This is a genomic window from Roseibium sp. R5 (assembly GCF_055755305.1).
This window is the reverse complement of the sequence record NZ_CM146910.1, coordinates 1,012,326-1,035,000: the sequence shown is the minus strand read 5'-3', so window position 1 is coordinate 1,035,000 and position 22,675 is coordinate 1,012,326. Positions and strand designations below refer to the sequence as shown.

The 22,675-nt window shown below is 57.8% G+C and carries 13 protein-coding genes, 1 tRNA gene and 2 rRNA genes; 6 read left to right on the top strand and 10 right to left on the bottom strand.

Annotated features, from left to right (window positions below; translation table 11 throughout):
* Nucleotides 1-195 precede the first annotated feature (195 nt).
* From AC0J4F_RS04655 to AC0J4F_RS04645, 3 genes are all read left to right on the top strand, one after another.
* A 23S ribosomal RNA gene (locus AC0J4F_RS04655) occupies nucleotides 196-2,923 on the top strand.
* 354 nt (nucleotides 2,924-3,277) lie between these two features.
* Nucleotides 3,278-3,392, top strand: a 5S ribosomal RNA gene (rrf, locus tag AC0J4F_RS04650).
* A 118-nt stretch (nucleotides 3,393-3,510) separates the two neighbouring features.
* A tRNA-Met gene (locus AC0J4F_RS04645) sits at nucleotides 3,511-3,587 on the top strand.
* Nucleotides 3,588-3,911: 324 nt separating this feature from the next.
* Here the strand turns inward: AC0J4F_RS04645 and AC0J4F_RS04640 are convergent.
* The 10 genes from AC0J4F_RS04640 to AC0J4F_RS04595 form a co-directional block, all read right to left on the bottom strand.
* The gene (locus tag AC0J4F_RS04640; RefSeq protein WP_473025568.1) at nucleotides 3,912-4,787 is read right to left on the bottom strand and encodes a transglutaminase family protein; all 876 of its coding nucleotides are present in this window, start codon (nucleotides 4,785-4,787) and stop codon (nucleotides 3,912-3,914) included.
* Between the two features lie 17 nt (nucleotides 4,788-4,804).
* A complete protein-coding gene (locus tag AC0J4F_RS04635) occupies nucleotides 4,805-7,201 on the bottom strand; it encodes a circularly permuted type 2 ATP-grasp protein (RefSeq protein WP_473025567.1) in 2,397 nt (798 codons plus the stop codon).
* A complete protein-coding gene (locus tag AC0J4F_RS04630) occupies nucleotides 7,198-10,614 on the bottom strand; it encodes a transglutaminase family protein (protein ID WP_473025566.1) in 3,417 nt (1,138 codons plus the stop codon). The genes AC0J4F_RS04635 and AC0J4F_RS04630 overlap by 4 nt, the downstream gene beginning before the upstream one ends.
* Before the next feature lie 203 nt (nucleotides 10,615-10,817).
* Nucleotides 10,818-12,128 carry a S8 family serine peptidase gene (locus tag AC0J4F_RS04625; protein WP_473025565.1) on the bottom strand — a complete coding sequence of 437 codons (1,311 nt, stop codon included), beginning with the start codon at nucleotides 12,126-12,128 and terminating at the stop codon, nucleotides 10,818-10,820.
* A gap of 338 nt (nucleotides 12,129-12,466) precedes the next feature.
* Nucleotides 12,467-13,846, bottom strand: a complete 1,380-nt coding sequence (locus AC0J4F_RS04620; protein WP_133945522.1) for an FAD-dependent oxidoreductase — start codon at nucleotides 13,844-13,846, stop codon at nucleotides 12,467-12,469.
* Nucleotides 13,827-14,693 (bottom strand): isocitrate lyase/phosphoenolpyruvate mutase family protein, encoded by an 867-nt coding sequence (locus AC0J4F_RS04615; protein WP_133945525.1) that lies wholly within the window; start codon nucleotides 14,691-14,693, stop codon nucleotides 13,827-13,829. The genes AC0J4F_RS04620 and AC0J4F_RS04615 overlap by 20 nt, the downstream gene beginning before the upstream one ends.
* Nucleotides 14,690-15,325, bottom strand: a complete 636-nt coding sequence (locus AC0J4F_RS04610; RefSeq protein ID WP_473025564.1) for a cysteine hydrolase family protein — start codon at nucleotides 15,323-15,325, stop codon at nucleotides 14,690-14,692. The genes AC0J4F_RS04615 and AC0J4F_RS04610 overlap by 4 nt, the downstream gene beginning before the upstream one ends.
* Complete coding sequence (locus AC0J4F_RS04605; protein WP_473025563.1) at nucleotides 15,322-17,385, bottom strand: hydantoinase/oxoprolinase family protein; 2,064 nt, start codon at nucleotides 17,383-17,385, stop codon at nucleotides 15,322-15,324. The genes AC0J4F_RS04610 and AC0J4F_RS04605 overlap by 4 nt, the downstream gene beginning before the upstream one ends.
* Nucleotides 17,382-19,076 (bottom strand): hydantoinase B/oxoprolinase family protein, encoded by a 1,695-nt coding sequence (locus tag AC0J4F_RS04600; protein WP_473025561.1) that lies wholly within the window; start codon nucleotides 19,074-19,076, stop codon nucleotides 17,382-17,384. Before AC0J4F_RS04600 ends, AC0J4F_RS04605 begins: the two co-directional genes overlap by 4 nt.
* Nucleotides 19,073-19,639 (bottom strand): nuclear transport factor 2 family protein, encoded by a 567-nt coding sequence (locus AC0J4F_RS04595; RefSeq protein ID WP_473025560.1) that lies wholly within the window; start codon nucleotides 19,637-19,639, stop codon nucleotides 19,073-19,075. Before AC0J4F_RS04595 ends, AC0J4F_RS04600 begins: the two co-directional genes overlap by 4 nt.
* Before the next feature lie 145 nt (nucleotides 19,640-19,784).
* On the opposite strand from AC0J4F_RS04595, the gene AC0J4F_RS04590 reads away from it, so the two are divergent.
* Genes AC0J4F_RS04590 through leuD form a run of 3 tightly spaced genes read left to right on the top strand, consistent with a single transcriptional unit; the run spans nucleotide 19,785 to nucleotide 22,629 of the window.
* Nucleotides 19,785-20,588, top strand: a complete 804-nt coding sequence (locus AC0J4F_RS04590) for a GntR family transcriptional regulator (protein ID WP_473025559.1) — start codon at nucleotides 19,785-19,787, stop codon at nucleotides 20,586-20,588.
* Nucleotides 20,585-21,991, top strand: a complete 1,407-nt coding sequence (gene leuC, locus AC0J4F_RS04585; protein ID WP_473025557.1) for a 3-isopropylmalate dehydratase large subunit — start codon at nucleotides 20,585-20,587, stop codon at nucleotides 21,989-21,991. The genes AC0J4F_RS04590 and leuC overlap by 4 nt, the downstream gene beginning before the upstream one ends.
* Nucleotides 21,991-22,629 carry a 3-isopropylmalate dehydratase small subunit gene (leuD, locus tag AC0J4F_RS04580; protein WP_473025556.1) on the top strand — a complete coding sequence of 213 codons (639 nt, stop codon included), beginning with the start codon at nucleotides 21,991-21,993 and terminating at the stop codon, nucleotides 22,627-22,629. Before leuC ends, leuD begins: the two co-directional genes overlap by 1 nt.
* Nucleotides 22,630-22,675 lie beyond the last annotated feature (46 nt).

The window sequence follows — 22,675 nt, the reverse complement described above, 5'->3', positions numbered from 1 at the left end:
GCCTTTGATGGCTTGGGTTTTTACAAAGGGGCCCATGCTTGATCTGGTTTGAAGCAAACTTTGTTGGTTTTTATTGCTCTGAAGCTGGTTGGGTGTAACGCACTCAAGTAGCCCGAAGGGCGGTAGTGCCAGCAAACATGATCTTTTTAAGAGCCTTTGAGGCTCTTGAAAAAGATGAACATTGATAATGAGAGTGATCAAGTGTCTTAAGGGCATTCGGTGGATGCCTTGGCGACAAGAGGCGATGAAAGACGTGATACGCTGCGATAAGCCATGGGGAGCTGCGAATAAGCTTTGATCCGTGGATTTCTGAATGGGGCAACCCACTCCGTATGGAGTACCCTTTAATGGGAGCAAACCCGGGGAACTGAAACATCTAAGTACCCGGAGGAAAGGACATCAACCGAGACTCCGCTAGTAGTGGCGAGCGAACGCGGACCAGGCCAGTGCCTCAATTGAATTAACCGGAACCGTCTGGAAAGTCGGGCCTTAGTGGGTGATAGCCCCGTACGGGTGTTGTGAGATTGAGGACTTGAGTAGGGCGGGACACGTGAAATCCTGTCTGAACATGGGGGGACCACCCTCCAAGCCTAAGTACTCCTTGTCGACCGATAGCGAACAAGTACCGTGAGGGAAAGGTGAAAAGCACCCCGACGAGGGGAGTGAAACAGACCCTGAAACCGGATGCCTACAAACAGTTGGAGGGCTTCGTGCCTGACAGCGTACCTTTTGTATAATGGGTCAGCGACTTAATTTAACGAGCAAGCTTAAGCCGATAGGTGTAGGCGCAGCGAAAGCGAGTCTGAATAGGGCGTCAAGTTCGTTGGATTAGACCCGAAACCGAGTGATCTAGCCATGGCCAGGTTGAAGGTGCGGTAACACGCACTGGAGGACCGAACCCACGCCTGTTGAAAAAGTCGGGGATGAGCTGTGGCTAGGGGTGAAAGGCCAATCAAACTCGGAAATAGCTGGTTCTCCGCGAAATCTATTTAGGTAGAGCGTCGGATGAATACTCTCGGGGGTAGAGCACTGGATGGGCTATGGGGGCTTACCGCCTTACTGATCCTAACCAAACTCCGAATACCGAGAAGTACTATCCGGCAGACACACAGTGGGTGCTAACGTCCATTGTGGAGAGGGAAACAACCCTGACCGCCAGTTAAGGTCCCTAAGTTATGGCTAAGTGGGAAAGGATGTAGAGATCCCAAAACAACCAGGATGTTGGCTTAGAAGCAGCCATCATTTAAAGAAAGCGTAACAGCTCACTGGTCTAAATAAGGGTCTCCGCGCCGAAAATGTACCGGGGCTCAAGCCATACACCGAAACTGCGGGTGTGCACTTTAAGTGCATGCGGTAGCGGAGCGTTCTGTAAGTCTGCGAAGGGAGACCCGCGAGGGCTCCTGGAGATATCAGAAGTGCGAATGCTGACATGAGTAACGATAAAGGGAGTGAGAGACTCCCTCGCCGAAAGTCCAAGGGTTCCTGCTCAACGCTAATCGGAGCAGGGTTAGTCGGCCCCTAAGGCGAGGCCGAAAGGCGTAGTCGATGGGAAACAGGTTAATATTCCTGTACTTGGTGGTAGTGACGGATGCCGTGTGTTGTATCTCCTTATTGGATTGGGGGTGCAGCGAAGGTGTTCCAGGAAATAGCTCCACCGTATAAACCGTACCCGAAACCGACACAGGTGGACTGGTAGAGAATACCAAGGCGCTTGAGAGAACTATGCTGAAGGAACTCGGCAAAATGCTCCCGTAAGTTCGCGAGAAGGGAGACCTGTACTTGGGCAACCAGGTATAGGTGGCACAGAAATGGGGGTGGCGACTGTTTATCAAAAACACAGGGCTCTGCGAAGTCGCAAGACGACGTATAGGGTCTGACGCCTGCCCGGTGCTGGAAGGTTAAGAGGAGGTGTGCAAGCACCGAATTGAAGCCCCAGTAAACGGCGGCCGTAACTATAACGGTCCTAAGGTAGCGAAATTCCTTGTCGGGTAAGTTCCGACCTGCACGAATGGCGTAACGACTTCCCCGCTGTCTCCAGCATAGACTCAGTGAAATTGAATTCCCCGTGAAGATGCGGGGTTCCTGCGGTCAGACGGAAAGACCCCGTGCACCTTTACTACAGCTTCACACTGGTATTCGTAATGACATGTGTAGGATAGGTGGTAGACGTTGAAGCATTTGCGCCAGCAGATGTGGAGTCATCCTTGAAATACCACCCTTGTCCTTATGGATATCTAACCGCGGCGCAACAACGTCCGGGACCGTGTGTGGCGGGTAGTTTGACTGGGGCGGTCGCCTCCCAAATGGTAACGGAGGCGCGCGAAGGTGGGCTCAGAGCGGTCGGAAATCGCTCGTTGAGTGCAATGGCATAAGCCTGCCTGACTGCGAGACTGACAAGTCGAGCAGAGTCGAAAGACGGCCATAGTGATCCGGTGGTCCCTCGTGGAAGGGCCATCGCTCAACGGATAAAAGGTACGCCGGGGATAACAGGCTGATGATGCCCAAGAGTCCATATCGACGGCATTGTTTGGCACCTCGATGTCGACTCATCACATCCTGGGGCTGGAGCAGGTCCCAAGGGTTTGGCTGTTCGCCAATTAAAGTGGTACGTGAGTTGGGTTCAGAACGTCGCGAGACAGTTCGGTCCCTATCTGCCGTGGGTGTAGGAGAATTGAGAGGATCTGTCCCTAGTACGAGAGGACCGGGATGGACGTACCTCTGGTGGACCTGTTGTGGCGCCAGCCGCATTGCAGGGTAGCTATGTACGGACGGGATAACCGCTGAAAGCATCTAAGCGGGAAACCCACCTCAAAACCAGTTCTCCCTGAAGAGCCGTGGAAGACCACCACGTCGATAGGAAGCGTGTGGAAGTGCAGCAATGCATGAAGCTTAGCTTTACTAATAGCTCGTTCGGCTTGATCCTCTCATTAGTCAATGTTCATCTTTTAAAAGCGCCAAAAGGCGCTTTGTAAAAGATTAGATGGTTTGCGCTCACGCTTGAGCGCGCCTGTGGCGCTAAGCTCCGCGGGGGCGCGCAAAAGTGCGCGGCGGCCACTTGGCCTTGCGAAGCCTGAAGGCTTCGGTAAGTGCTCTAATCAACTTCAAAATAAGACCAGTTTAGATTCTCAAGGGAAATGACGTCGAACCGAAAGGTTCGCAAGCGCAACGCGCGCCGGCCGGTCAGGCCGCGTTCCCGCAGGCCAGCGCAGTCATGCGCGGTGCGGCCGTGAGGGCTAAACAACAAGACCAGTTTTACATCCAAATTGCCCTTCGCCGGCCTGGTGGCTCTAGCGGGGAGCCCCCACCCGATCCCATCCCGAACTCGGCCGTGAAACTCCCCAGCGCTAATGGTACTGCATCTTAAGGTGTGGGAGAGTAGGTCGCTGCCAGGCCTGCAAAGCGCAATTTGGAAACTTCAGTGCACTATCGGCTAACGCCTGCTTGAGTGCATCTCTTCCAAAAGTGTGCCAACACATCAGCACACCTCTTCAACGATAGCCTCCACCTTAACGCGGGATGGAGCAGCCCGGTAGCTCGTCAGGCTCATAACCTGAAGGTCGCAGGTTCAAATCCTGCTCCCGCAACCAATAAAAACAGCCGCCTTTTGGGCGGCTTTTTTGTTGGAAGGGGTCGCTGATTTTGACCTGACGGGGTCCCCGGAAGGAGGACAACGTCCGACGCAACGGGGCAGAAAACACTCAAATCCTGCTCCCGCAATCAAATCCCCAAAAAAATCAAAACCTCGCTCTTTGGCGGGGATATGCGCGTCTTGAAACAGCTGCGCTCCGAACTCCTAGCAGACGACCAAAAAGCAATAAAGCTCAAACAAAAAGGCAAATGCGTAAAAGTCTGATCACAAAATCAAAGCTACCTGAATAAAGGCCTAGCTTCGGTTCAAGACCTAAAATGAATCATAGTGGCCGAACGTCTACAGCGTGGAAGCTGCTTTGGTCGCCGGAAGATCGCAAAACGCCTTTGACGGGTGCGACATCCGAATAGTCGCGGCCATAGGCAACGACGATATGGTCCGAGCCAGCGAAGCAGGCGTTCGTCGGATCGTATTCAATCCACCCGGTCTCTATGCCACACCATGCACAAACCCAAGCATGCATGGCATCGGCGCCCTCGAGGCGCGGTTGACCTTTTGGAGGCAATGTTCTCAAGAAGCCGGACACATATCCGGCCGGGATACCAAGCGATCGCAAGCCTGAAATCATGATATGGGAAAAATCCTGACACACACCATGGCGTTGTGAAAACGCCTCGGCGGGCGATGTGGACACTTCTGTTGCCTCCGGATCAAAACGCATTTCTTCGTGCAACGCTTTGCCAATAGCTTTCACGATGCTCATGGTGGAAAGCCCAGTGCCTGATTGATCCTTGGCAAATTCCGTTATGGCTGAATCGGCCGGAACCCTTGGAGAGATACCTGTATAGTGTGCCGGGGCGATGGCGGTTAGGTTCCGGTTCGCCAAAACCTCCTGTTCAAGCGTTTTGAGGTCCGGCGAAAAATCGAGACTGGCTGCAGGTTGGAGCCGTTCAACAGTCGCCTTGAGAGACACTTCGATCTTGTCGATTGGCTCGTGAAACACCAGGACCGTCATGACATTGCCAAAAAAATCACGGGTATCGTGTCGTTCCTGAGGCTTGGGCTCAATAGTCAGCAATCTGGAGGGGACGGTCTGTTTGCCCGGGACGTCGGAGGGCAAAAGCCGGACAAGGGTTCGTGCGTGTTCAGATGGCGCCCCATAATCATATCCGACTGTCAGGCGAATTTCGTAGCGCATCAGTTTTCATTCCGATCCTAGATCAGATAATTGGTGGTCAGGCGGTCCGAGACTTCGGACAGACGAATGCGAACGCGTTCTAGCCGCCGTGCGTTCATTTCTGATGGTGAGGCGACAGACAGCTGCGCCTCAAGTGGCAGTAGCGCCCTGAGAACGGGCGACACGCGGCCGCTAATCCTTGCATTCGGCAGGTCCTCTGCAATCCGCCGCATGGCTGTGACCTGAAAGAGTATTGCGCGTGGATTGCTGGCATCGAGAGCCAAGAGGTCGGTGACGGTTTCGTTTGTTGGGTCAATGCGATAACGGCGCTGATGGGTGATCACGCTGTCAGCATACTCAAGGGCAACATCCGGGAAACCGGGTCCGGCGTCATCTCCTGTAAATGCCATCAATACGCCGGCCGCCCCATCTGCGCGTTCTATCGCCCGGCCGAGCGTCAGGAACCGCCAACCGGAGGTCCGGTGCATGTTTTCATGCACAAGGCCTTTGAAGCCGGTGATCTTTCTCAAAAGAATGCCAAGCGCTCTCGCCGTGTCGTCTCCACGGGCAAGGTCCGGGGTCAGATCTTTCAAACTGTTGGTGAGATCGGCGAGGGCCGCCCAACCATCTATGGAAAACCGGTCGCGGACTTTGCCCGCAGATACCCGGGCAGCGCTCAATGGTGGGTTCAGCGCGGTGATGACGGCCTCATCAGGATCGAGCGACAGCAGTCGGAGCTGTTCTGCGATTTGAACAAGCCGCGGGTCTTGGTCATATCCTGCCTCAGCAAGCCGCAGATGATAGCCGCGCAGCAGTCGGATCACGCCCTCAGCTCTTTCTATATAGCGTCCGAGCCAAAAGAGATTGTCCGCCGCCCGGCTGGGCAGGACGCTTGGCCCTTGACGCCGGAAGTTCTTCGCATCGAAAAGCGTCTCCTGCCTGACAGCGCTGTCTCTCATTACCCAGACGTCTGCGACTGACCCGCCTTGTTGCATGGAGAGGGCTGTGGCATCGCCGCCGCGGCCGATCCGGGCATAGCCTCCGGGCAGGAAAACCCACCCTTCGGCCGTGCGGGCAGCAAAGACACGGATGCTCATGGGGCGGGGGACAAGCCTGTCGCCATCCCAGACCGGTGTGGTCGATAGGGTTACGGCCTCTTGTCCGACAAGCTGGCCGGCGCCGGTGTCTATCCAGGTCGAGAGGGCCTCGGGCGTTTGCAAAGCTGGGTCGTGTCTTGGACCATCTGTCCGGCCGATATCGAAGGGCAGGGCCCTGCTGAAGGCTTCCCCGACGAACAAGTCTTCTGCGTTGGCTTTCACATAGTCCCGCTCGGCGGCTTGTCCGCACCACCAGGTTGCCAGATTTGGGATTTTCAGATGTTCACCCAATACCACATCGGCGATCTGCGGCAGGAATGCCATCAAGGCTCTGGTTTCAAGGATCCCGGAGCCGAGGCTGTTGACCAGATTCACATTCGAGTGGCGAACCGCATCTACTAGTCCAGGTGTTCCAAGGTGAGATGTCTCATCAAGTTCCAACGGATCCGCGTATGACGCATCCAGCCGGCGCCACAGAACACTGACCGGTTTGGGGCCGGACACGGTCCGCATTTGAACCGTGCCGTCCTGCACAAGAAGATCTGCGCCCTCCAGAAGTGTCAGTCCGAGATAACGCGCAATGTAAGTGTGTTCAAAGTAAGTATCGTTGCCGGGGCCCGGCGTCAGGATCGCAGTGCGCCCCCCCTCAGTCGAAGGCAAGTCATCCATGGCATCGCGAAAGGCGCGGAAAAAACCTGCCAACCGCTGTACCCTGGATTGAGGAAATGGTTCGGGAAACACCCGTACAGTCGCCATCCGGTTTTCCAGCGCAAAACCAGCGCCGGATGGGGCTTGTGTCCGGTCACCAAGCACCAGCCAGGACCCGTCCGGGCTGCGGCCGATTTCGAACGCCAGAAAATGGAGATGGTGGCCTGAAGCCGGTGTCAAACCGACGAGAGGTCGGTGCCATTCTGGGTTTTGTGCGACAAGCTCTGCAGGCAAATGACCATCGCGAACCAGGGCTGCGTCACCATAAAGATCGGCCACCACCCGCTCCAAGAGCTCAGCGCGTTGCGTCAGCCCTTCACAGATCTCTGCCCATTCTCTTTCGTGCAGGATCACCGGAACATGGCTCAGCGGCCAGTCGCGTTCCTGGTGAGGGTCGGTGCTGTATTGGCGGAAAAACACTCCGGCATCCCGCAGGTATTGATCTCCACGGGCGAAACAGGCCGTGATCTCCGGCTGCGACAGTTGCGACAGTTGCTCAATGAATGGCCCCCAAACCGGGCGCATCACGCCATCCGGGTCAAGCAGCTCGTCAGCGACGCCGGATTGGAGGGCATAATCCCGCAACAAGGGGTTTGTTGCCGAAAGGGTTTCTTTTGCGGGCGTGGTCATATCAACCCGCCCTGCCGCCGCAGATCCAGCGTCATTGGGAACTCTGGATGCGGCGCTTCCCATAAAGGTGTGTACTGTCCGGAGGAATGGCCAAACCCTTCGAACCGGGCCAGCCTGCGGGCTTCCGCTTCGTTGCCATTGACGGGAAATGTGTCGTAGTTCCGGCCGCCCGGATGCGCCACATGATAAACGCACCCGCCGACCGGCCGCGATGACCAGCGGTCATAGATGTCGAAGGTCAAGGGGGCGTTGACTGGCAGAATGGGGTGCAAGGCTTCGGCCGGTTGCCAGGCTTTGAAACGGACACCGCCAACATTGGTTCCCGCCGTACCGGTTTCGGTCATCGGTATTGGGCGCTGGTTGCACATGATGGCATACCGGTCTTTGAAGGCGGTCGTCATCTGCACTTGAAGGCGCTCCACCGAGCTGTCGGTGTACCGGACCGTTCCGCCAATTGCTCCGGTCTCGCCAAGGACATGCCACGGTTCCAGGGCCTGCCGGATCTCCAGATGAACGCCTTCGACATCGACCGCACCACAGAACGGGAAGCGGAACTCGGCTTGGGCTTCATACCAGACCGGATCGAGTTCGAAACCATGGTCTTTCAAATCCGCAAGAACGGAGAGGAAATCCTGCCAGACAAAATGCGGGAGCATGTATCGATCATGAAGAACCGTGCCCCAGCGCACCGGCTGGCCCGTCACCGGTTTCGCCCAGCACCGTGCAATGATGGCGCGCAAGAGCAGCTGCTGCGCAAGGTTCATGCGCGGGTGCGGTGGCATTTCGAAGCCCCGGAACTCTACAAGTCCCAAACGGCCGGTCGGGCCATCCGGGGAATAAAGCTTGTCGATGCAGATTTCTGCCCGGTGGGTGTTGCCGGTGACATCCGTCATCATGTTCCGGAGCAGGCGGTCAACAAGCCAGGGCGGCGTGTAATCTCCAGTGCCCGGCCCGGCAATCTGGGACAACGCGATTTCAAGCTCGTAAAGAGTGTCGTGGCGGGCTTCGTCGATCCGTGGAGCCTGGCTGGTGGGGCCGATAAACAGCCCGGAAAACAGGTACGACAATGACGGGTGACGCTGCCACAGCAAGATCAGTGACTTGAGGAGGTCCGGGCGCCGCAAGAAAGGACTGTCTTCCAGCGTCGCACCGCCAACGACAACATGATTTCCGCCGCCGGTACCCGTGTGCCGGCCATCAATCATGAACTTGTCCGCCCCCAAGCGGCATTGCCGGGCCTCTTCGTAGATCGCTTCCGTCGTCGTGACACAATCGTCCCAGCTTGCAGCGGGATGAATGTTGACCTCCAGAACACCCGGATCTGGAGCGACCCGGACAACGTTGAGCCTTGGGTCATTCGGCGGTCCATATCCTTCGATATGAACCTTGAGGCAGAGCTGTTCTGCACTCAGCTCTGCGGCGGCGAGAAGCTCGAGATACTCTTCAAGACGTTCGACGGGCGGCATGAAGATGCACAACCGACCCTCGCGCAGTTCGATCGCAAGCGCGGTTCGGACGGATCCGTCGGACGGATCGACCGCTCCTTGCGGGACAACAGTTTGAACATCTCCAGTTTCCCGCTGTGTCTGTACCGGTTGGGAATGCTCAGCACTTGTCTCCGGCAAAAGCTCAGCTTTTTCCTTCTCCTCTGCGGCGAGCCGGTCAATTTCCTCCTGAATGCCACGCCGGCGTTTCTGCGTGAGCTCATTCTGATAGTCCGGCAGGGCAGCAGTTTGCAGGGAAGGGTCCGCCGTGTACGTGTAGGGATAATCGACAGGCCGGATATAGGGCAGGGATCCAAGCGGCAATCGGAAACCGGCAGGGCTGTCGCCTGGAACGAGGAACAGGTGGCCCCGGCGCGACCGCCAGCGTTCAGACCGCCATTTTGGCCCTGTGCTTTTGCTCTGCCAGCTCTGGACCGGCAGCACGTATCCGACCGCGGTTTCAAGGCCACGACCAAAGACGCGTGCAAACCGGGCCCGCTCCTCGGCATCTTTTAGTTTTGGATTCTGTGGCGAGATGTTCTCCGGAAGGTTTGCTTCCTTCACGATCCATTCGGCTGGATCTTCAAAGACTGGTTGGACATGCTCCTTCGGCAGGTCGAGATGTTCGGCAATCGCTTCGAGCAGCGCTCCTGCCTTGGCTGGATCTTCGACGGGCTTGCTGTCCTCAAGCGCGATCAGGTCCGGGTTTTTCCAGATCTGCGTGCCGTCTGTCCGCCAAAACAGCGAAAACGTCCAGCGGGGCAGGGTCTCTCCTGGATACCATTTCCCCTGCCCGTAGTGCAGGACCCCGCCGGGCGCAAACCGTTCGCGCAGGCGGCGGATCAACTGATCGGCCAACCCCCGTTTTGTCGGGCCGACGGCGGCGGTGTTCCACTCTGAACTTTCAAAGTCATCAATGGAGACAAAGGTCGGCTCCCCGCCCATTGTGAGCCGGACATCTCCGCTTGTCAGAGCCTCATCGACGTTTCGTCCGGTTTGAAGAAGCCGTTCCCAGGCGTCATCGGAAAAGGGTTTTGTAATTCTTGGATGCTCGGAAACACGGGCGATGTTCATGTCGAACTTGAAGTCGGTTTCGGCAAATGTGGCCGACCCGGAAATCGGAGCCGCGTTCTTGTAATGGGGTGTTGCCGCCAGCGGGATATGGCTCTCACCGGTCAAAAGGCCGGATGTCGGATCAAGACCGATCCATCCTGCACCGGGAATATACACCTCCACCCAGGCATGGAGATCCGTGAAATCATGGTCTGTGCCGGAGGGGCCATCCAGAGCCTTCAGATCCGGTTTCAACTGGATCAGGTAGCCGGAGACGAACCGCGCGGCAAATCCGAGATGCCTGAGCACCTGAACAAGCAGCCAGCTTGAATCCCGGCACGATCCGGACCCTTTGGTGAGGGTCTCCTCAGGCGTCTGAACGCCTGGCTCCAAGCGGATTGTATAGTCGATTTCCTCCGAGACCCTGTGATTGAGGCCAACAAGAAAGTCGACCGTGCGGGTTTCGTCCAGACCGATCGACCCGATGAATTTTGCCAGTTTCGGCCCTTCCGCCTCTGGTGTCCGATAGATGACCAGATCGTCTTTCAGGTCCGCATCGTACTCGAATGGCCAATGCTCGGCGCGATCTTCAACGAAAAAATCGAACGGATTGTAGACGGTCATGTCCGCAACAAGATCGACTTCGATTTTGAACTCCCGAACCGGTTCCGGGAATACGAAACGGGCGAGCCAGTTGCCGTATGGGTCTTGCTGATGATTGACGAAATGGCCACCTGGAGAAACCTTCAGGCTGTGCGAAATCACCCGCGTCCGGCTGTGCGGTGCCGGTCTCAGCCTGACAATCTGCGGTGAAAGTGTCACCGGCCGGTCATAGGCATAGTGGGTTAGGTGATAAAGACTTGCATGAATGGCCATGGAGTGCTCGTGTCGCGCGGGAGGTGACCTGTACTATGGCAGAGATAAATTGCTTTGCACAAGGACTGGAGCCAGCCGCCAACTGACCGCAACTGCAGAAAAAAGCGGCAGTCTTTGAGCCCAAAGCCGTTTCACTAGCGCAAACCTTTATTGAGTATCCACCTGGTCGGTATGCAGCGAGTGCAGGTTATCGCCGAAGAAAATCAATCCTTCTCCGGATCCGGGATCCAGCCGACAGCCACACGGCTCTCCGTTTCAAAGGGAGAGGCCACGGCACGCGCGGTGATCAACGCTTTAAGCTCCAGAGCGGCCAGGTCTGGGTCTTTTTCCAGAAGCCGGGCGGCAAGTGCGGCAAGGCGCGGGACGGCATAGCTGGAGCCGGATGTGACGCCAGCAGCTCCCCGGAAATCGGTCACCGCGATGTTTTCCGCAGGGACCATCAGGTCGACGCTGGCGCTGCCCCAGTTTGACCCCGGCGCCAATCGGCCAAAGCCATCAGCCGAGGTGACCGTCAGAATGTTGTCCAGATCGAGCGCCGCTGGATAGACCGGTTGTGCATCGATATCGCGGCCATTGTTGCCAGCTGACACGATGGCCAAGATGTTCTGGTCTTTGAGTGCTTCGGCGAAGTCCGTCCAGTCTTTTTCTGAATTGCTTCCGAGTGGCATCGCAAGGATCCGGCTCTCTTCGTCGAGTGCACGAGCGACGATATCCGCCATCCGGCTCATATCCGGGCGCGGATAACGGAACGGGACCAGAGCCGCATTTGGAGCTTCGCGGGCGAATACGGAGGCGACCGCTGTGCCGTGGCGCACCGGGAGAAACGCACCCCTGGAGGTGTCGCCATCATAAGGCCAGGGGTCCATATCCCAAAAGTCGTATCCAATCGGAGCGCCGTCATCGTCCCGCGCCAGGCGATTGCGAAACAGGGGCAGGTCATAGGCAAGTCCGGAGTCAACAAAAGCCACCCGCGCGCCGCCGGGATCTGTGCCATCAGGCCATGGGGCTTGAAGAGTCTCTGTCCAGCGAAGGGTTTCCATGTCGCCCTCGAGCTGATCCATCAGAACCCACGGCTCATCTTCGAAGCGGATCTTGCGGGCGGATCGCACCACGCAGCTGCCATCTGCTATCGCAAGAAGGCTGGGAAGAAGCGCATTGTCCTTGTTCCGAGAGTAGGTGGCCCGTATTTGGCGGGGCGATCCTCCTGCGAGGCGGATTTCAACGGTGAGCTCATCACCTCCAGGCAAAACCAGGCGGATGTCTTGCCGGACCGGGGTACCGGAAACTGGGACACTCGTTTCGTTGAGCAGCCAGCTTTGCGGAACTGCGTTTTGAATTGAAAGCCCGGTCGCAGGTGTGTGAGCACAGACGGATGTTATCGCGCCTTCCAATGCCATCTTCGCGGAGGGACCGAACAGTTCTTCGGCTTTGGTCGACGGACTGCCAATCAGAACGCTTGTGAGGATGAAAAGGATCTTTCCGGACCAGCTTGTCTTGGTGATGTAGGAACTCATGCAAGTCTCGTCTGATCACAGGTCCTGCGGATCTTGACCGCCTTTCGACGTCTACTTGTCCTTGCTCACACTCCGCCAAGCGGCAAAGGCAATGAGAACAAAAATCAGCGACAACAGCAAATGACCAATTTCCGGTCCGGTCAAGCCGAGCATGTTTTTCTCTGTGCCTCCAAGCTTTGCCGTTTTGTCACAATACTATTTTCAGCGTTTCGCGGGTTCAGTGTTCGTGCGCCCTTTCTGGGATCAGCCAAGCAGCAATTACGACAGTTATATGGAGCGCATGGTGGTCTCCGCTAGTGCCGCTTGGACGACCCATATTTGAATTGCAGTACTCGGCCTTATGCGAGAGGCGCCCGTCCGGCGAGCCGGCCGAGGACAACGGCACTCAAGAGACCGTTGCCAGAGAGATACCCGCTGTCGCCGCGGCCTGAAACGCCGCACGCTGCGCCGCCGCAGGCATGAAGATTGGGTATTGGTGTCCCATTCGTCTTTAGGACACGTGCGTTTTCATCGGTTCGCAGGCCGCCCTGTGTGTGAAACAGGGCGCCCGTTACCCGGACACCGAAATAGGGTGGGGCTAGCTGTGTGTCGCCAAACTTGCGGCCAAAGCCATCTGTTGCATTCATTGGCAGGTTCGAGATTGTGGCGGTCAGATTTCCCGCCGGGAGGCCGAGCTGGTCTGCAAGGCCTTCAAGCGTCTCACTGACCTTGATCGCGCCCACAGCTTCAGCGTTTTTGAAGTCCTCAAACTGGCGGGCGATCTCCGCAATCCGGCCGTCAAAGATTGTAAAGGCTTCCCTGCCTGGTTGGGCCAAGACCGCACGGGCGCCTTCGGAGTAACCTTGAGATTCATCCCAGAAGCGCTCTGCTTCGCGGTTCACCTGGACGCCGCCGCTTGTGATCACCGCCCATGTGATCAGGATCCCGTGCGGATGCGCAACGTTTCCGTGGCCCTGGTAGGCGCCAAGATGCGCCATATCCGCGCCGATGTCTTTTCCCCAGACAATGGCTTCCCCGCGATTGCCGTCGTGGCCAAACCAAAGGCCGTCGGCAATGTCCGGCATGAACTGGCTGACAAGATCGCGGTTTCCGCCGAAACCATTGCAGGCCAGGATCAACTTTTCACATCCGAGGGTCTCCAGTCCGCCATCGGGGCGCTGAATGGTCACACCGGTAATCCGGCCCTGTTCGGTATGAAGCCGCACCGCGCGCCGTTCACAGATGATGTCGATGCCTTGGGCCTCGCAGGTTGAGCGAAGGCTGTCGATGAGTTCAATGCCGGACCTAGTGGGCAGGCCATGCATTCTGTGTTTGGAATGACCGGGGTAATCGAAGTTGGTGATGACCGAAAACGGCAGGCCGTGCGTCTCGCTCAGCCAGTCGATGGCCGGACCAGACTGCTGCGTCAGGAGGTCCACGAGCTCCGGATCATTTTCCTGCTTTGCCTTAGCCTGAATGTCATGTGCAAAAAGGTCTGCGCTGTCTGCGATACCCGCTGCCCTTTGAATACTGGTTCCAGCAGCCGGTATGAGCCCTGCAGAGAGCGCCGTGGATCCGCGCGGGATGGGATCCGCCTCCACCACAAGAACGGATTGCCCGGCCTCCTGAGCGGAAAGTGCTGCAACGAGACCGGCTGCACCGGCCCCAATGATCAGGGTTTCACAGTCCAGATCAAATGCGGCCGGTGCCGGTGAAACCTCAACGGTCACTTGGGTCATAGCTTGAACCCTTCGCCAGCATATCCGCGGTTCCGATCACGCCATTCAGGCCGTCGAAATCGAACATACGGTTTTTGAATGGCCGGTTGCTGCCATTGGCATGTAGGCTGGCGTAATACTCTTGTGCGGTCTTGGCCAAAGCCCGCACGATGCCGCCCGGAAAGATCACGATGGAAAAGCCTTGAGCTTCCAGATCGGAAGCGCCGGAAATAGGGGTTGCGCCGCCTTCCACCATGTTTGCCAGAAGCGGCACACGGCCTGAGAATTGAGTTGCGACTTCGGTCAGTTGTTCGCGCGATTGGGGCGCTTCGATGAAGAGAATGTCTGCACCGGCCTCCAGATAGGCCCCGGCCCGGTCGATGGCCGCTTGAAATCCCTCAACCGCAATGGCGTCCGTCCGGGCAATAATCAGGGTTTCCTCTGAGGCTCGTGCGTCCGCCATGGCCTTAACCTTCCCAGTCATCTCAGCAGCAGAGATCAGGGATTTGTCGGCAAGATGCCCGCAGCGCTTCGGATAGGTCTGGTCTTCGACCTGAAGCGCAGTTGCCCCGGCGCGCTCATAAAGCCGCATGGTTCTTTGGGCGTTCAGCGCGTTCCCGAACCCGGTATCGGCATCGATAATCACCGGTAGGTCGGTCCGATCGGCAATCAGCGCCATCGTGTCCGCCATCTCCGTAAAGGAGGAGAGGCCGATGTCCGGGCGGCCCAAACGGGTGTAGGCGACAGCGGCACCGCTCAAATAAAGGGCTTCGAACCCGGCGGCTTCGGCAAGCGAAGCCGTGAGGCCGTCATAAACACCAGGGGCGATAACAATCTCGTTCTGCTGCAGGCGTTTCTTAAGGCTCATGCCGCCACCTCCGGCCAATCGGTTGTCATGGTGTCTAGCAGGTCGGAACACGCCATCTGATGGGTCACGGTCGCCAGAGACAGCAAGGTTGCTTCGTGCACATCGTTCTTGAAGGCAGCGGACCCGTCCGTCAAAAGCACGGTTTCAATATCGCGCAGATGAGCGTCGCGTAGTGTGGATGCGACACCTCCGTTTGTAACTATCCCGCCAACGATCAGCTTGTCGATGCCAACAGCGCGCATGATGTATTCCAGTCGTGTCTGGTAAAAGGCGGAATAGGCCACCTTTTCAACGACGAAATCAGCTGGAAAGAGTTCATCGACCAGCGTATGGCCGAAGCTGCCCGGCGCAAAATCGCCTTTACCGAGGAAGGGCCGCAGGACTTTCAGGTGTGGGGAAATCAAAGGCTCGCCGGAAGCATTCGGGACCAGTGTGAATTGCGCCGAAATGTAGTGGCCGCCGCGTGCCCGTAAGGCCTTCACCAGGGGCGCTATGCGATGCGGCAACGCCGCGATGCTGTCGGCCGACTGACCTGCTCGCCCATACGCGCCCTTTGGGTGCAGAAAATCGTTCTGCAGATCGATGGTCAGGATCGCCGTTCGCTGTGGATCCCACGATTTCATATCAATCATGACGTGCTCTCCAAGGGCTCGAGAACGGTGTTGCCGAAAGCGTCCACACGCGCTTGCAGATTGGGCTCAACCAGAACGGTTGTATCCGGCTGGACCAGGATCGCTGGCCCATTGATCAGCGTACCCGCGGGCAGGGAAAGGCGGTCGTAGATCGCTGTCTCGTACCAGGAATCCCCGAAATGCACCTTGCGGGTCGATTTGGGTTCCGCCGGGCCGCCAGCTGAAGGGGCAAGTGTTTTCAGATCGAATTTCGGACGTTTTCCGGTGACAGCGGTGCGCAAGTTCAAAATCCGCCGGACGCCGTTGTTCAAGAGGCGGCCGAAGGCGGATTTGTAAGCCGCATCAAAAGCGGCTTCGATATCCGCCTTGCTCGGAGCTGTCACCTTGCCGTCGCGCACAGTCACTGCAACCGGTACGGAGACCGTATGCGTCTGACCGATGTAGGCCATGTCCAGCTCAAAACTGATGTCGCGGGCTTCGAACGTTGTGCGTGCGGCATCCAGAAGTGCCATGCCGCTATCGACATGGGTTTGCATGTGGTCCGCCAACGCATTTTCGTCGAGGGCATCAACCAGCGAGTTGATGGTCTGAACGAAGTCCTGGCGCATATCCGCAATGACGCAGCCCATGGCCGAGGTGACGCCTGGATACCTTGGCACGATGGCCTTAGCGATGCCGACCTCGGCAAGCATTGCGCCCGCATGAAGCGCTCCGCCACCGCCAAAAGGCATGAAGGCAAAGTTCTTCGGATCAAAGCCGCGCTCGATGCTAACCAAGCGGATGGCACCAGCCATACGGGAATTGGCAACCCGCATGATGGCCTCTGCCGCCTGTAACGTGTCGAGGCCAAGTGGCTCTCCCACATGAATGTCGATCGCTTTGGCGGCCGCTTCGACGTCCAGCCGGTCCAGCTTTCCTCCGATGGGGCTCTCCGGATCAATGCGGCCAAGAACAACGTTTGCATCTGTGACGGTCGGCCGGTCATTTCCGAGCGCATAGGCAACGGGACCAGGGTCGGAGCCTGCGCTTTCCGGCCCAATGTTCAAAAGACCACCCTTGTCGACCCAGGCAATGGATCCGCCGCCAGCACCGATCGTGGTGATCTCGATCATGGGCGTGCGGACCACCATCCCAAAGTCAATCGATGTCTGGGGAGACAGCATCGACTGGCCGTCCGAAATCAGGGACACATCAAAACTGGTGCCGCCCATGTCTCCAGTGATGACATTGTCGAACCCGGCCGATGAGGCAATGTAACCTGCGGCGATCACTCCCGCGGCCGGGCCGGAGAGCGCCGTGCGCACCGGTAGCTTGCAGGCCGTATCAACAGCCATGACCCCGCCGTTCGACTGAACGATCATGAATTCGCCGTCGAACCCGCCGGTCTTGAGTGCCTGTTCCAGGCGGCCAAGATATCCAGACACTTCCGGCTGCAGGTAAGCGTTCAGTGCCGTTGTCGAAAACCGCTCAAATTCGCGGATTTCAGGGAGGATTTCCGAGGACGCGGACACATGGGCATTCGGCCAGATTTCGCGGACTGCAGCAACAGCCGCCTTTTCATTGTCCGGATTTGCATAGGCGTTGGCGAATAGGATTGCGACGGCCTCGCAGCCTTGCGCCTGGAGTTGCTGTGCGGCAGCGCGGACGGCATCAAGATCCACCGGTGTGCGAATGGTTCCATCTGCCAGGGTTCGTTCTGGCACCTCAAGACGGTTGCGCCGGTCGACAACCGGTTCAAAGTCCCCGCGAAGTCCCCAAGTGCGAGGCCGGTCCCGGCGGCGCATCTCCAGTACGTCCCGCAGACCTTCCGTGCAGATCACCCCGGTCGGTGCGCCTTTGCGTTCAAGAAGCGCATTGGTCCCTGCCGTGGTGCCATGAACAACCACTGAAATCGTTGACAGGTCATCAACCTGCTTGCCGATACCATCGAGGAAACCACCGGATTGGTCCGGGCGGGTCGTCGGAACCTTTGCAACGGCGGCCCTGCCATCGGCTTCATTGAGAACAAAGACGTCCGTGAATGTTCCGCCGACATCAACACCAATCATCCGTCCGCTCATTGGGACACCTCCCGCCAAGCCGTACCGTAATTCTCGTCGGCCGCATCTGAGCTGATCAGACCACGTGCCACGTCACGGGCGATGTCGCCCGGTTGACGGTTTTCTGCCTTGCCGTATCCGCCGCCACCGGGTGTTTCCAGGCGCACAGCCTGGCCCTGGCGCAACTTGATGCCGCGCATTTTTGAGGCAAGCGGAGGTGTTTTCCAACCATCGTCCTGTTCATAGGTGAATTGGTTGAGCTCTCCGTCGTATCCATCCGCAATGCCTTTTGGCGCAAACCGGCCACGTTCTCCGAACAGGAAGGCCTCCGCCCCGTTTTCTTCCAGGACTTCGATCTCGTAGATTGCGCCCATGCCACCCCGATGAGCTCCTGCACCGGCGCTGTCTGGCCGCAGGGCCCACTGGCGGAACATGACCGGATAGGCGGCCTCGAGAATTTCCATTGGTGGAATGGTCGCCGTTGAAATCGGAGCGTTGCCGTGGTTCAGGCCGTCGCTTTCCAGCGAACCGCCATGACCGCCGCCATAAAAGCTGAACATGACCCAGGGCTTGCCGTCGCTCTTTTTTCCTGCAATCGACAGGGCATTGATCGTGCCATAGGCGTTCGCGACAACCCGATCCGGTGCGGCCTTGGCAAAGGCGGAGAAGATCACATCGATCATGCGGAGAATTGTCTCGGTATAGCCGCCGGTTGGAGCCGGAAATTCAGCCGACAACAACGATCCCTCCGGCACATTGACCGTAATTGGGCGCATCACGCCGGCGTTTGCAGGCAAGGCCGGGAAGATGTGCTTGATGGCAACGTAGGCCGTGGCAACGGTCGTCGGCAGCGCGATGTTGACCGGGCCGGCGCATTGTGGCGCGGAGCCGGTGAAATCCAGGGTCAGGTTATCGTCCTTGATTTCCAACGCGACGCGGATTGCCAGCGGCTCATCGGTAATGCCGTCATTGTCAAGAAAGTCTTCCGCTTCCCAGCGCCCATCCGGTAGGTCAGTCAACTCAGAGCGCATCAGCGCCTCTGCGCGATGACCAAGAGCCTCCAGAGCGCCGCTTACGGTCGCGGCTCCATATTCATCGAGCAATTCGTCCATGCGTTTGACGCCAAGATCGAGGGCGCCCAGCTGGCCATTGAGATCGCCCATGGCCGATTGGGGCAGGCGTGTGTTGCGCAGGAGAATGTCGATGATGTCCTGATTGACCACGCCACCACGCGCCAAACGCACCGGGGGCAGGACAAACGCTTCCTGAAAGACTTCCGTTGCCGCCGGATTGTAGTTGCCCGGAACGGCCCCGCCGACATCATGCCAGTGGCCGACGGAGGCAAGGTAGCAAAACAGTTTGCCATCGCGGAAATAAGGGCGGACCAGCCGCATGTCCGACAGGTGCGTGCCGCCGATATGTGCGTCATTGAAGATGAAGATGTCGCCGTCGCTCAAATCTCCATCGGCGGCAGCTTTCTCAATCACGGCCTTGACGGCAAAGGACATCACACCGACGAAAATCGGAAGTCCGGATTTTCCCTGGACCAGCGTGTCCCCGGTCTCTGCGTGATAGAGACCGTGACTGGCATCATGCGCTTCGGCAATAATGGGATTGAACGCTGCGCGGAAGAGCGTTGCGTCCATTTCGTCCGCAATCTGTTCCATGCGGCCGGCTAGAACCGATAAGGTTATCGGGTCGATCTCGCTCATGCGGTGGCCTTTACTTCTGCAATGTCGTTCCAAACGTCCTGGCGGGTAATTTTGCCGGCGACGACTTCGAACCGATCGATGAAACGAATGCCGTCAAAGCTGTCTCCATCCGGCCATTCGCCGGAGAGGGTGCCGCGGCAATATACAACTGTGGCCGCTTCGCGGCTTTGCATGACATCGAAGCCGACATAGGTTTTCTTCACGAAGCGGTAGCGGGGCTTTGCCCAGGCGATCAGTTCGTCGAGCGTCCGGAGTGGGCCAGTGCCCGGGAACTCCATCCCGAAGTCTGTGCTGAGCATCGATTGCGCACGCTCCAGGTCCCTCGCCTCCATGGCGCTTAAGTACGCCCGGACAAGATCGCCCGCGTCAGGCAAAGCCGGAGCGCTTTGCCGGTGAACGCCGCCGCGGGAGTAGTCCTCGCCCTTTAATTCATGGATCAGGACGGTAATTGCTTCGGGTGGAGCCGGCACGACGAGGCGTATGGCATCGGTCAGAGCCTCATGAAGGCGCAATTTTTCTTGCGGCTCGTAGCCTTGCAATACGTGCAATTCGACAATCGGCATACTGCCTCCCTACAGCAATTTGTATTAAACATAATACAGCTTAAAAAAATATCTAATACAAAAAATGAAAAAAATATCGGACCGGCAACTTGATATTTTAGTATCCAGCGATACCATTGAGCTTTACCCACGGAGGCTTGCGTACGTGAACAAGCATGCGAAATCGGTGTTGCCGGAAGGCGCAAAGGCGCGGCAGGTCTACCTGTCTCTCCGTGATCAGATTTCCGATGGCAGGTTTCAGGATGGGCAAACCCTCCCGGGCGAACAGAAACTCTCCGAGGTTTTTGGCGTATCGCGTGTGACAGTACGCCGGGCGCTTGATGCGTTGGCCGCGTCAGGCCTCATCATCCGGCGTGCAGGCAGCGGGACAACTGTCTCGACAGCGGGTCAGCTGGACAAACCGGTCGCCATGAACCTTGCGACTCTGATGCCGCAACTTGTTGAAATGGGTCAAAGCACAACGGCGCGCCTTCTGTCCTTTTCATACGATGCTGCGCCGGATTTCGTGGCATCCGCTCTCGGGCTGCCGGGCGATGAACAAGTCCAAATCGCAACCCGTGTCCGGAGCACGAACCAGACACCTTTTTCACACCTGACAACCTATGTCCCGGCTGAAATCGCTCGCAACTATTCAGAAAATGATCTGGCGACGACCCCGCTATTCAAATTGCTGGAGCGTGGCGGTGTCCAGATCAAGGATGCTCATCAGTCGGTTTCCGCAACCCTTGCCGGCCCGGAAATTGCCGACGCTCTCGAAGTCGCTGTCGGCTCTGCGCTTCTGTCCTTGCGCCGCGTGGTCAAGGACGTTGATGGCAACGGTGTGGAGTATCTGGCCGGTCTTTACCGCCCGGACATGTTCCGGCTTGAGATGCCGCTGACCCGCGTTGGGGATGGCAATGCCCGTCATTGGGAACCGGCGATTGGCAAGACGCACGAGGAGGGTGCATGACTGTGGCCGCGACCCTTCTCGATAAACTTTGGTCGTCGCACGAAGTGCTGACCCGTGAAGACGGGACATCGCTTTTATGGGTGGACCGGCACCTTGTACATGAAGGGTCCCATCATGCGTTCGCCAAACTGGCCGAACGTGGCGCGGCCGTCGCTGAACCCGAATTGACCTTTGCCGTTGTTGATCACTATGCGCCGACGCGCCACCGGGAACATATTGCGGACCCCAAAATCCGCCGCATGATCGAAACGCTGCGCGCGAATGCAACGCTGCACGGTTTGCGTCTGTTCGATCTGATGGATCCGGCGCAGGGCATCGTGCATGTCGTGGGCCCCGAGCAGGGACTGACCTTGCCCGGTCTGCTTGTCAATTGTGGCGACAGCCACACATCGACCCACGGTGCGTTTGGCGCACTCGCCTTTGGCATCGGAGCGACGGAAGTCGCCCATGTTCTTGCGACACAAACCGTCTGGCAGAAAAAACCAGCGGCCATGCGCATCATCGTTGACGGGAAACTGGCCGAGGGCATCAGCGCCAAGGATATCGCGCTCAACTGGATCGCGAAACTTGGGTCCGACGGCGCACGGGGACACGCCATCGAATATGCCGGAAGCGCCATCCGGGATTTGTCGATGGAAGGGCGGATGACGCTCTGCAACCTTTCGATCGAAGGTGGCGGCCGCTTTGGCATGGTTGCGCCGGACGACACCACCTTTGCCTATCTCAAGGGGCGGCCCTTCGCACCAACCGGCGAAGCTTTTGAAGAAGCTCAGAAAAAGTGGCAGAAACTGCGCTCGGACGAGGATGCGATCTTTGCCAAGGATGTGAGCCTGGCCGCAGAAGAGATCGCTCCAACAGTCACTTGGGGCATAAGTCCCGAACAAGCCTTGCCGGTCGGGGCAACGCTGCCTGATCCGTCCCGTTTGTCAGACGAAAAGCAAAAGGCTGCGCGCGACGCGCTGGACTATATGGGCTTGGCCGCCGGGCGCCCGATCGAAGGCACGCCGGTCGATCAGGTGTTCCTCGGTTCATGTACCAACGGGCGTATCGAAGATCTCCGCGCGGCCGCAGCTGTCCTTGCAGGACGCTCTGCGAAGGTGCCCGGACTGGTTTCTCCGGGCTCGGCCCTTGTCCGCCACCAGGCAGAACAAGAAGGTCTGGACCAGATTTTTCGGGAAGCTGGTTTGGAGTGGTCTGCGTCCGGCTGTTCCATGTGTGTCGGCATGAACGGCGACATCGTTGCGCCGGGCAAGCGCTGTGCATCGTCGACAAACCGGAACTTTCGCGGGCGCCAAGGCCCCGGTGCCCGCACGCATCTCATGTCACCGGCAATGGTCGCAGCCGCCGCTGTGACCGGCACCATCACCGATGTTCGTCCTCTCTTGAAAGGGAGGGCAGTCTGATGGCTGGCTGGTCGGAACATCAGGGGCAAGCAGTTGCTTTGCCGGTTCACAACATCGATACGGATCAGCTCATCCCAGCCCGGTTCATGTCGACGCCACGGTCAGAGGGGTATGGACAGTTCCTCCTTCATGATCTGAGGCGTCTGGAGGGCGGATCGGAACGCCCGGACTTTCCACTCAATCAGTTTCCGCATGCCAGCATCTTGATTGCGGGCCGGAATTTCGGCAGCGGCTCTTCGCGCGAAGCTGCGGTCTACGCTTTGGTGGATGCAGGTTTTCGGGCCGTTGTGGCACCGAGCTTCGGCGACATCTTTGCGAGCAATGCGGTCAACAACGGTCTGTTGCCAGCGCTCGTTTCCGAAGCCGATCTTGAGCGCCTGACTGGCGAACTCAACGAAGGCGGTGGTTCGGTACACATTCATCTGGAGCACGGACAGATCATCGTCGGTGGATCCGAAGTTCCATTCTCACTCGACAACAGTTGGCGAACAAAGCTGATCAACGGGTGGGACGACATCGATCTGACACTGCAGCACGAACTCGCGATCGAGAAACACAAGCAAGATCGCAGAACAACTTCTTCCTGGGTTTGGCCCAACGCGGAAGACCAGAACTCTCAAGTGAATGGGAGCCAATAGCTGAGGGGCCAGCCTTGAAAACATAGGGACCAACAGAGGGACGTCC

Bases quoted from the DNA above. Each gene is read 5' to 3' on its own strand.
- AC0J4F_RS04640 (WP_473025568.1), bottom strand. From the start codon at position 4,787: ATGCGCTACGAAATTCGCCTGACAGTCGGATATGATTATGGGGCGCCA.
- AC0J4F_RS04635 (WP_473025567.1), bottom strand. From the start codon at position 7,201: ATGACCACGCCCGCAAAAGAAACCCTTTCGGCAACAAACCCCTTGTTG.
- AC0J4F_RS04630 (WP_473025566.1), bottom strand. From the start codon at position 10,614: ATGGCCATTCATGCAAGTCTTTATCACCTAACCCACTATGCCTATGAC.
- AC0J4F_RS04625 (WP_473025565.1), bottom strand. From the start codon at position 12,128: ATGAGTTCCTACATCACCAAGACAAGCTGGTCCGGAAAGATCCTTTTC.
- AC0J4F_RS04620 (WP_133945522.1), bottom strand. From the start codon at position 13,846: ATGACCCAAGTGACCGTTGAGGTTTCACCGGCACCGGCCGCATTTGAT.
- AC0J4F_RS04615 (WP_133945525.1), bottom strand. From the start codon at position 14,693: ATGAGCCTTAAGAAACGCCTGCAGCAGAACGAGATTGTTATCGCCCCT.
- AC0J4F_RS04610 (WP_473025564.1), bottom strand. From the start codon at position 15,325: ATGATTGATATGAAATCGTGGGATCCACAGCGAACGGCGATCCTGACC.
- AC0J4F_RS04605 (WP_473025563.1), bottom strand. From the start codon at position 17,385: ATGAGCGGACGGATGATTGGTGTTGATGTCGGCGGAACATTCACGGAC.
- AC0J4F_RS04600 (WP_473025561.1), bottom strand. From the start codon at position 19,076: ATGAGCGAGATCGACCCGATAACCTTATCGGTTCTAGCCGGCCGCATG.
- AC0J4F_RS04595 (WP_473025560.1), bottom strand. From the start codon at position 19,639: ATGCCGATTGTCGAATTGCACGTATTGCAAGGCTACGAGCCGCAAGAA.
- leuC (WP_473025557.1), top strand. From the start codon at position 20,585: ATGACTGTGGCCGCGACCCTTCTCGATAAACTTTGGTCGTCGCACGAA.
- leuD (WP_473025556.1), top strand. From the start codon at position 21,991: ATGGCTGGCTGGTCGGAACATCAGGGGCAAGCAGTTGCTTTGCCGGTT.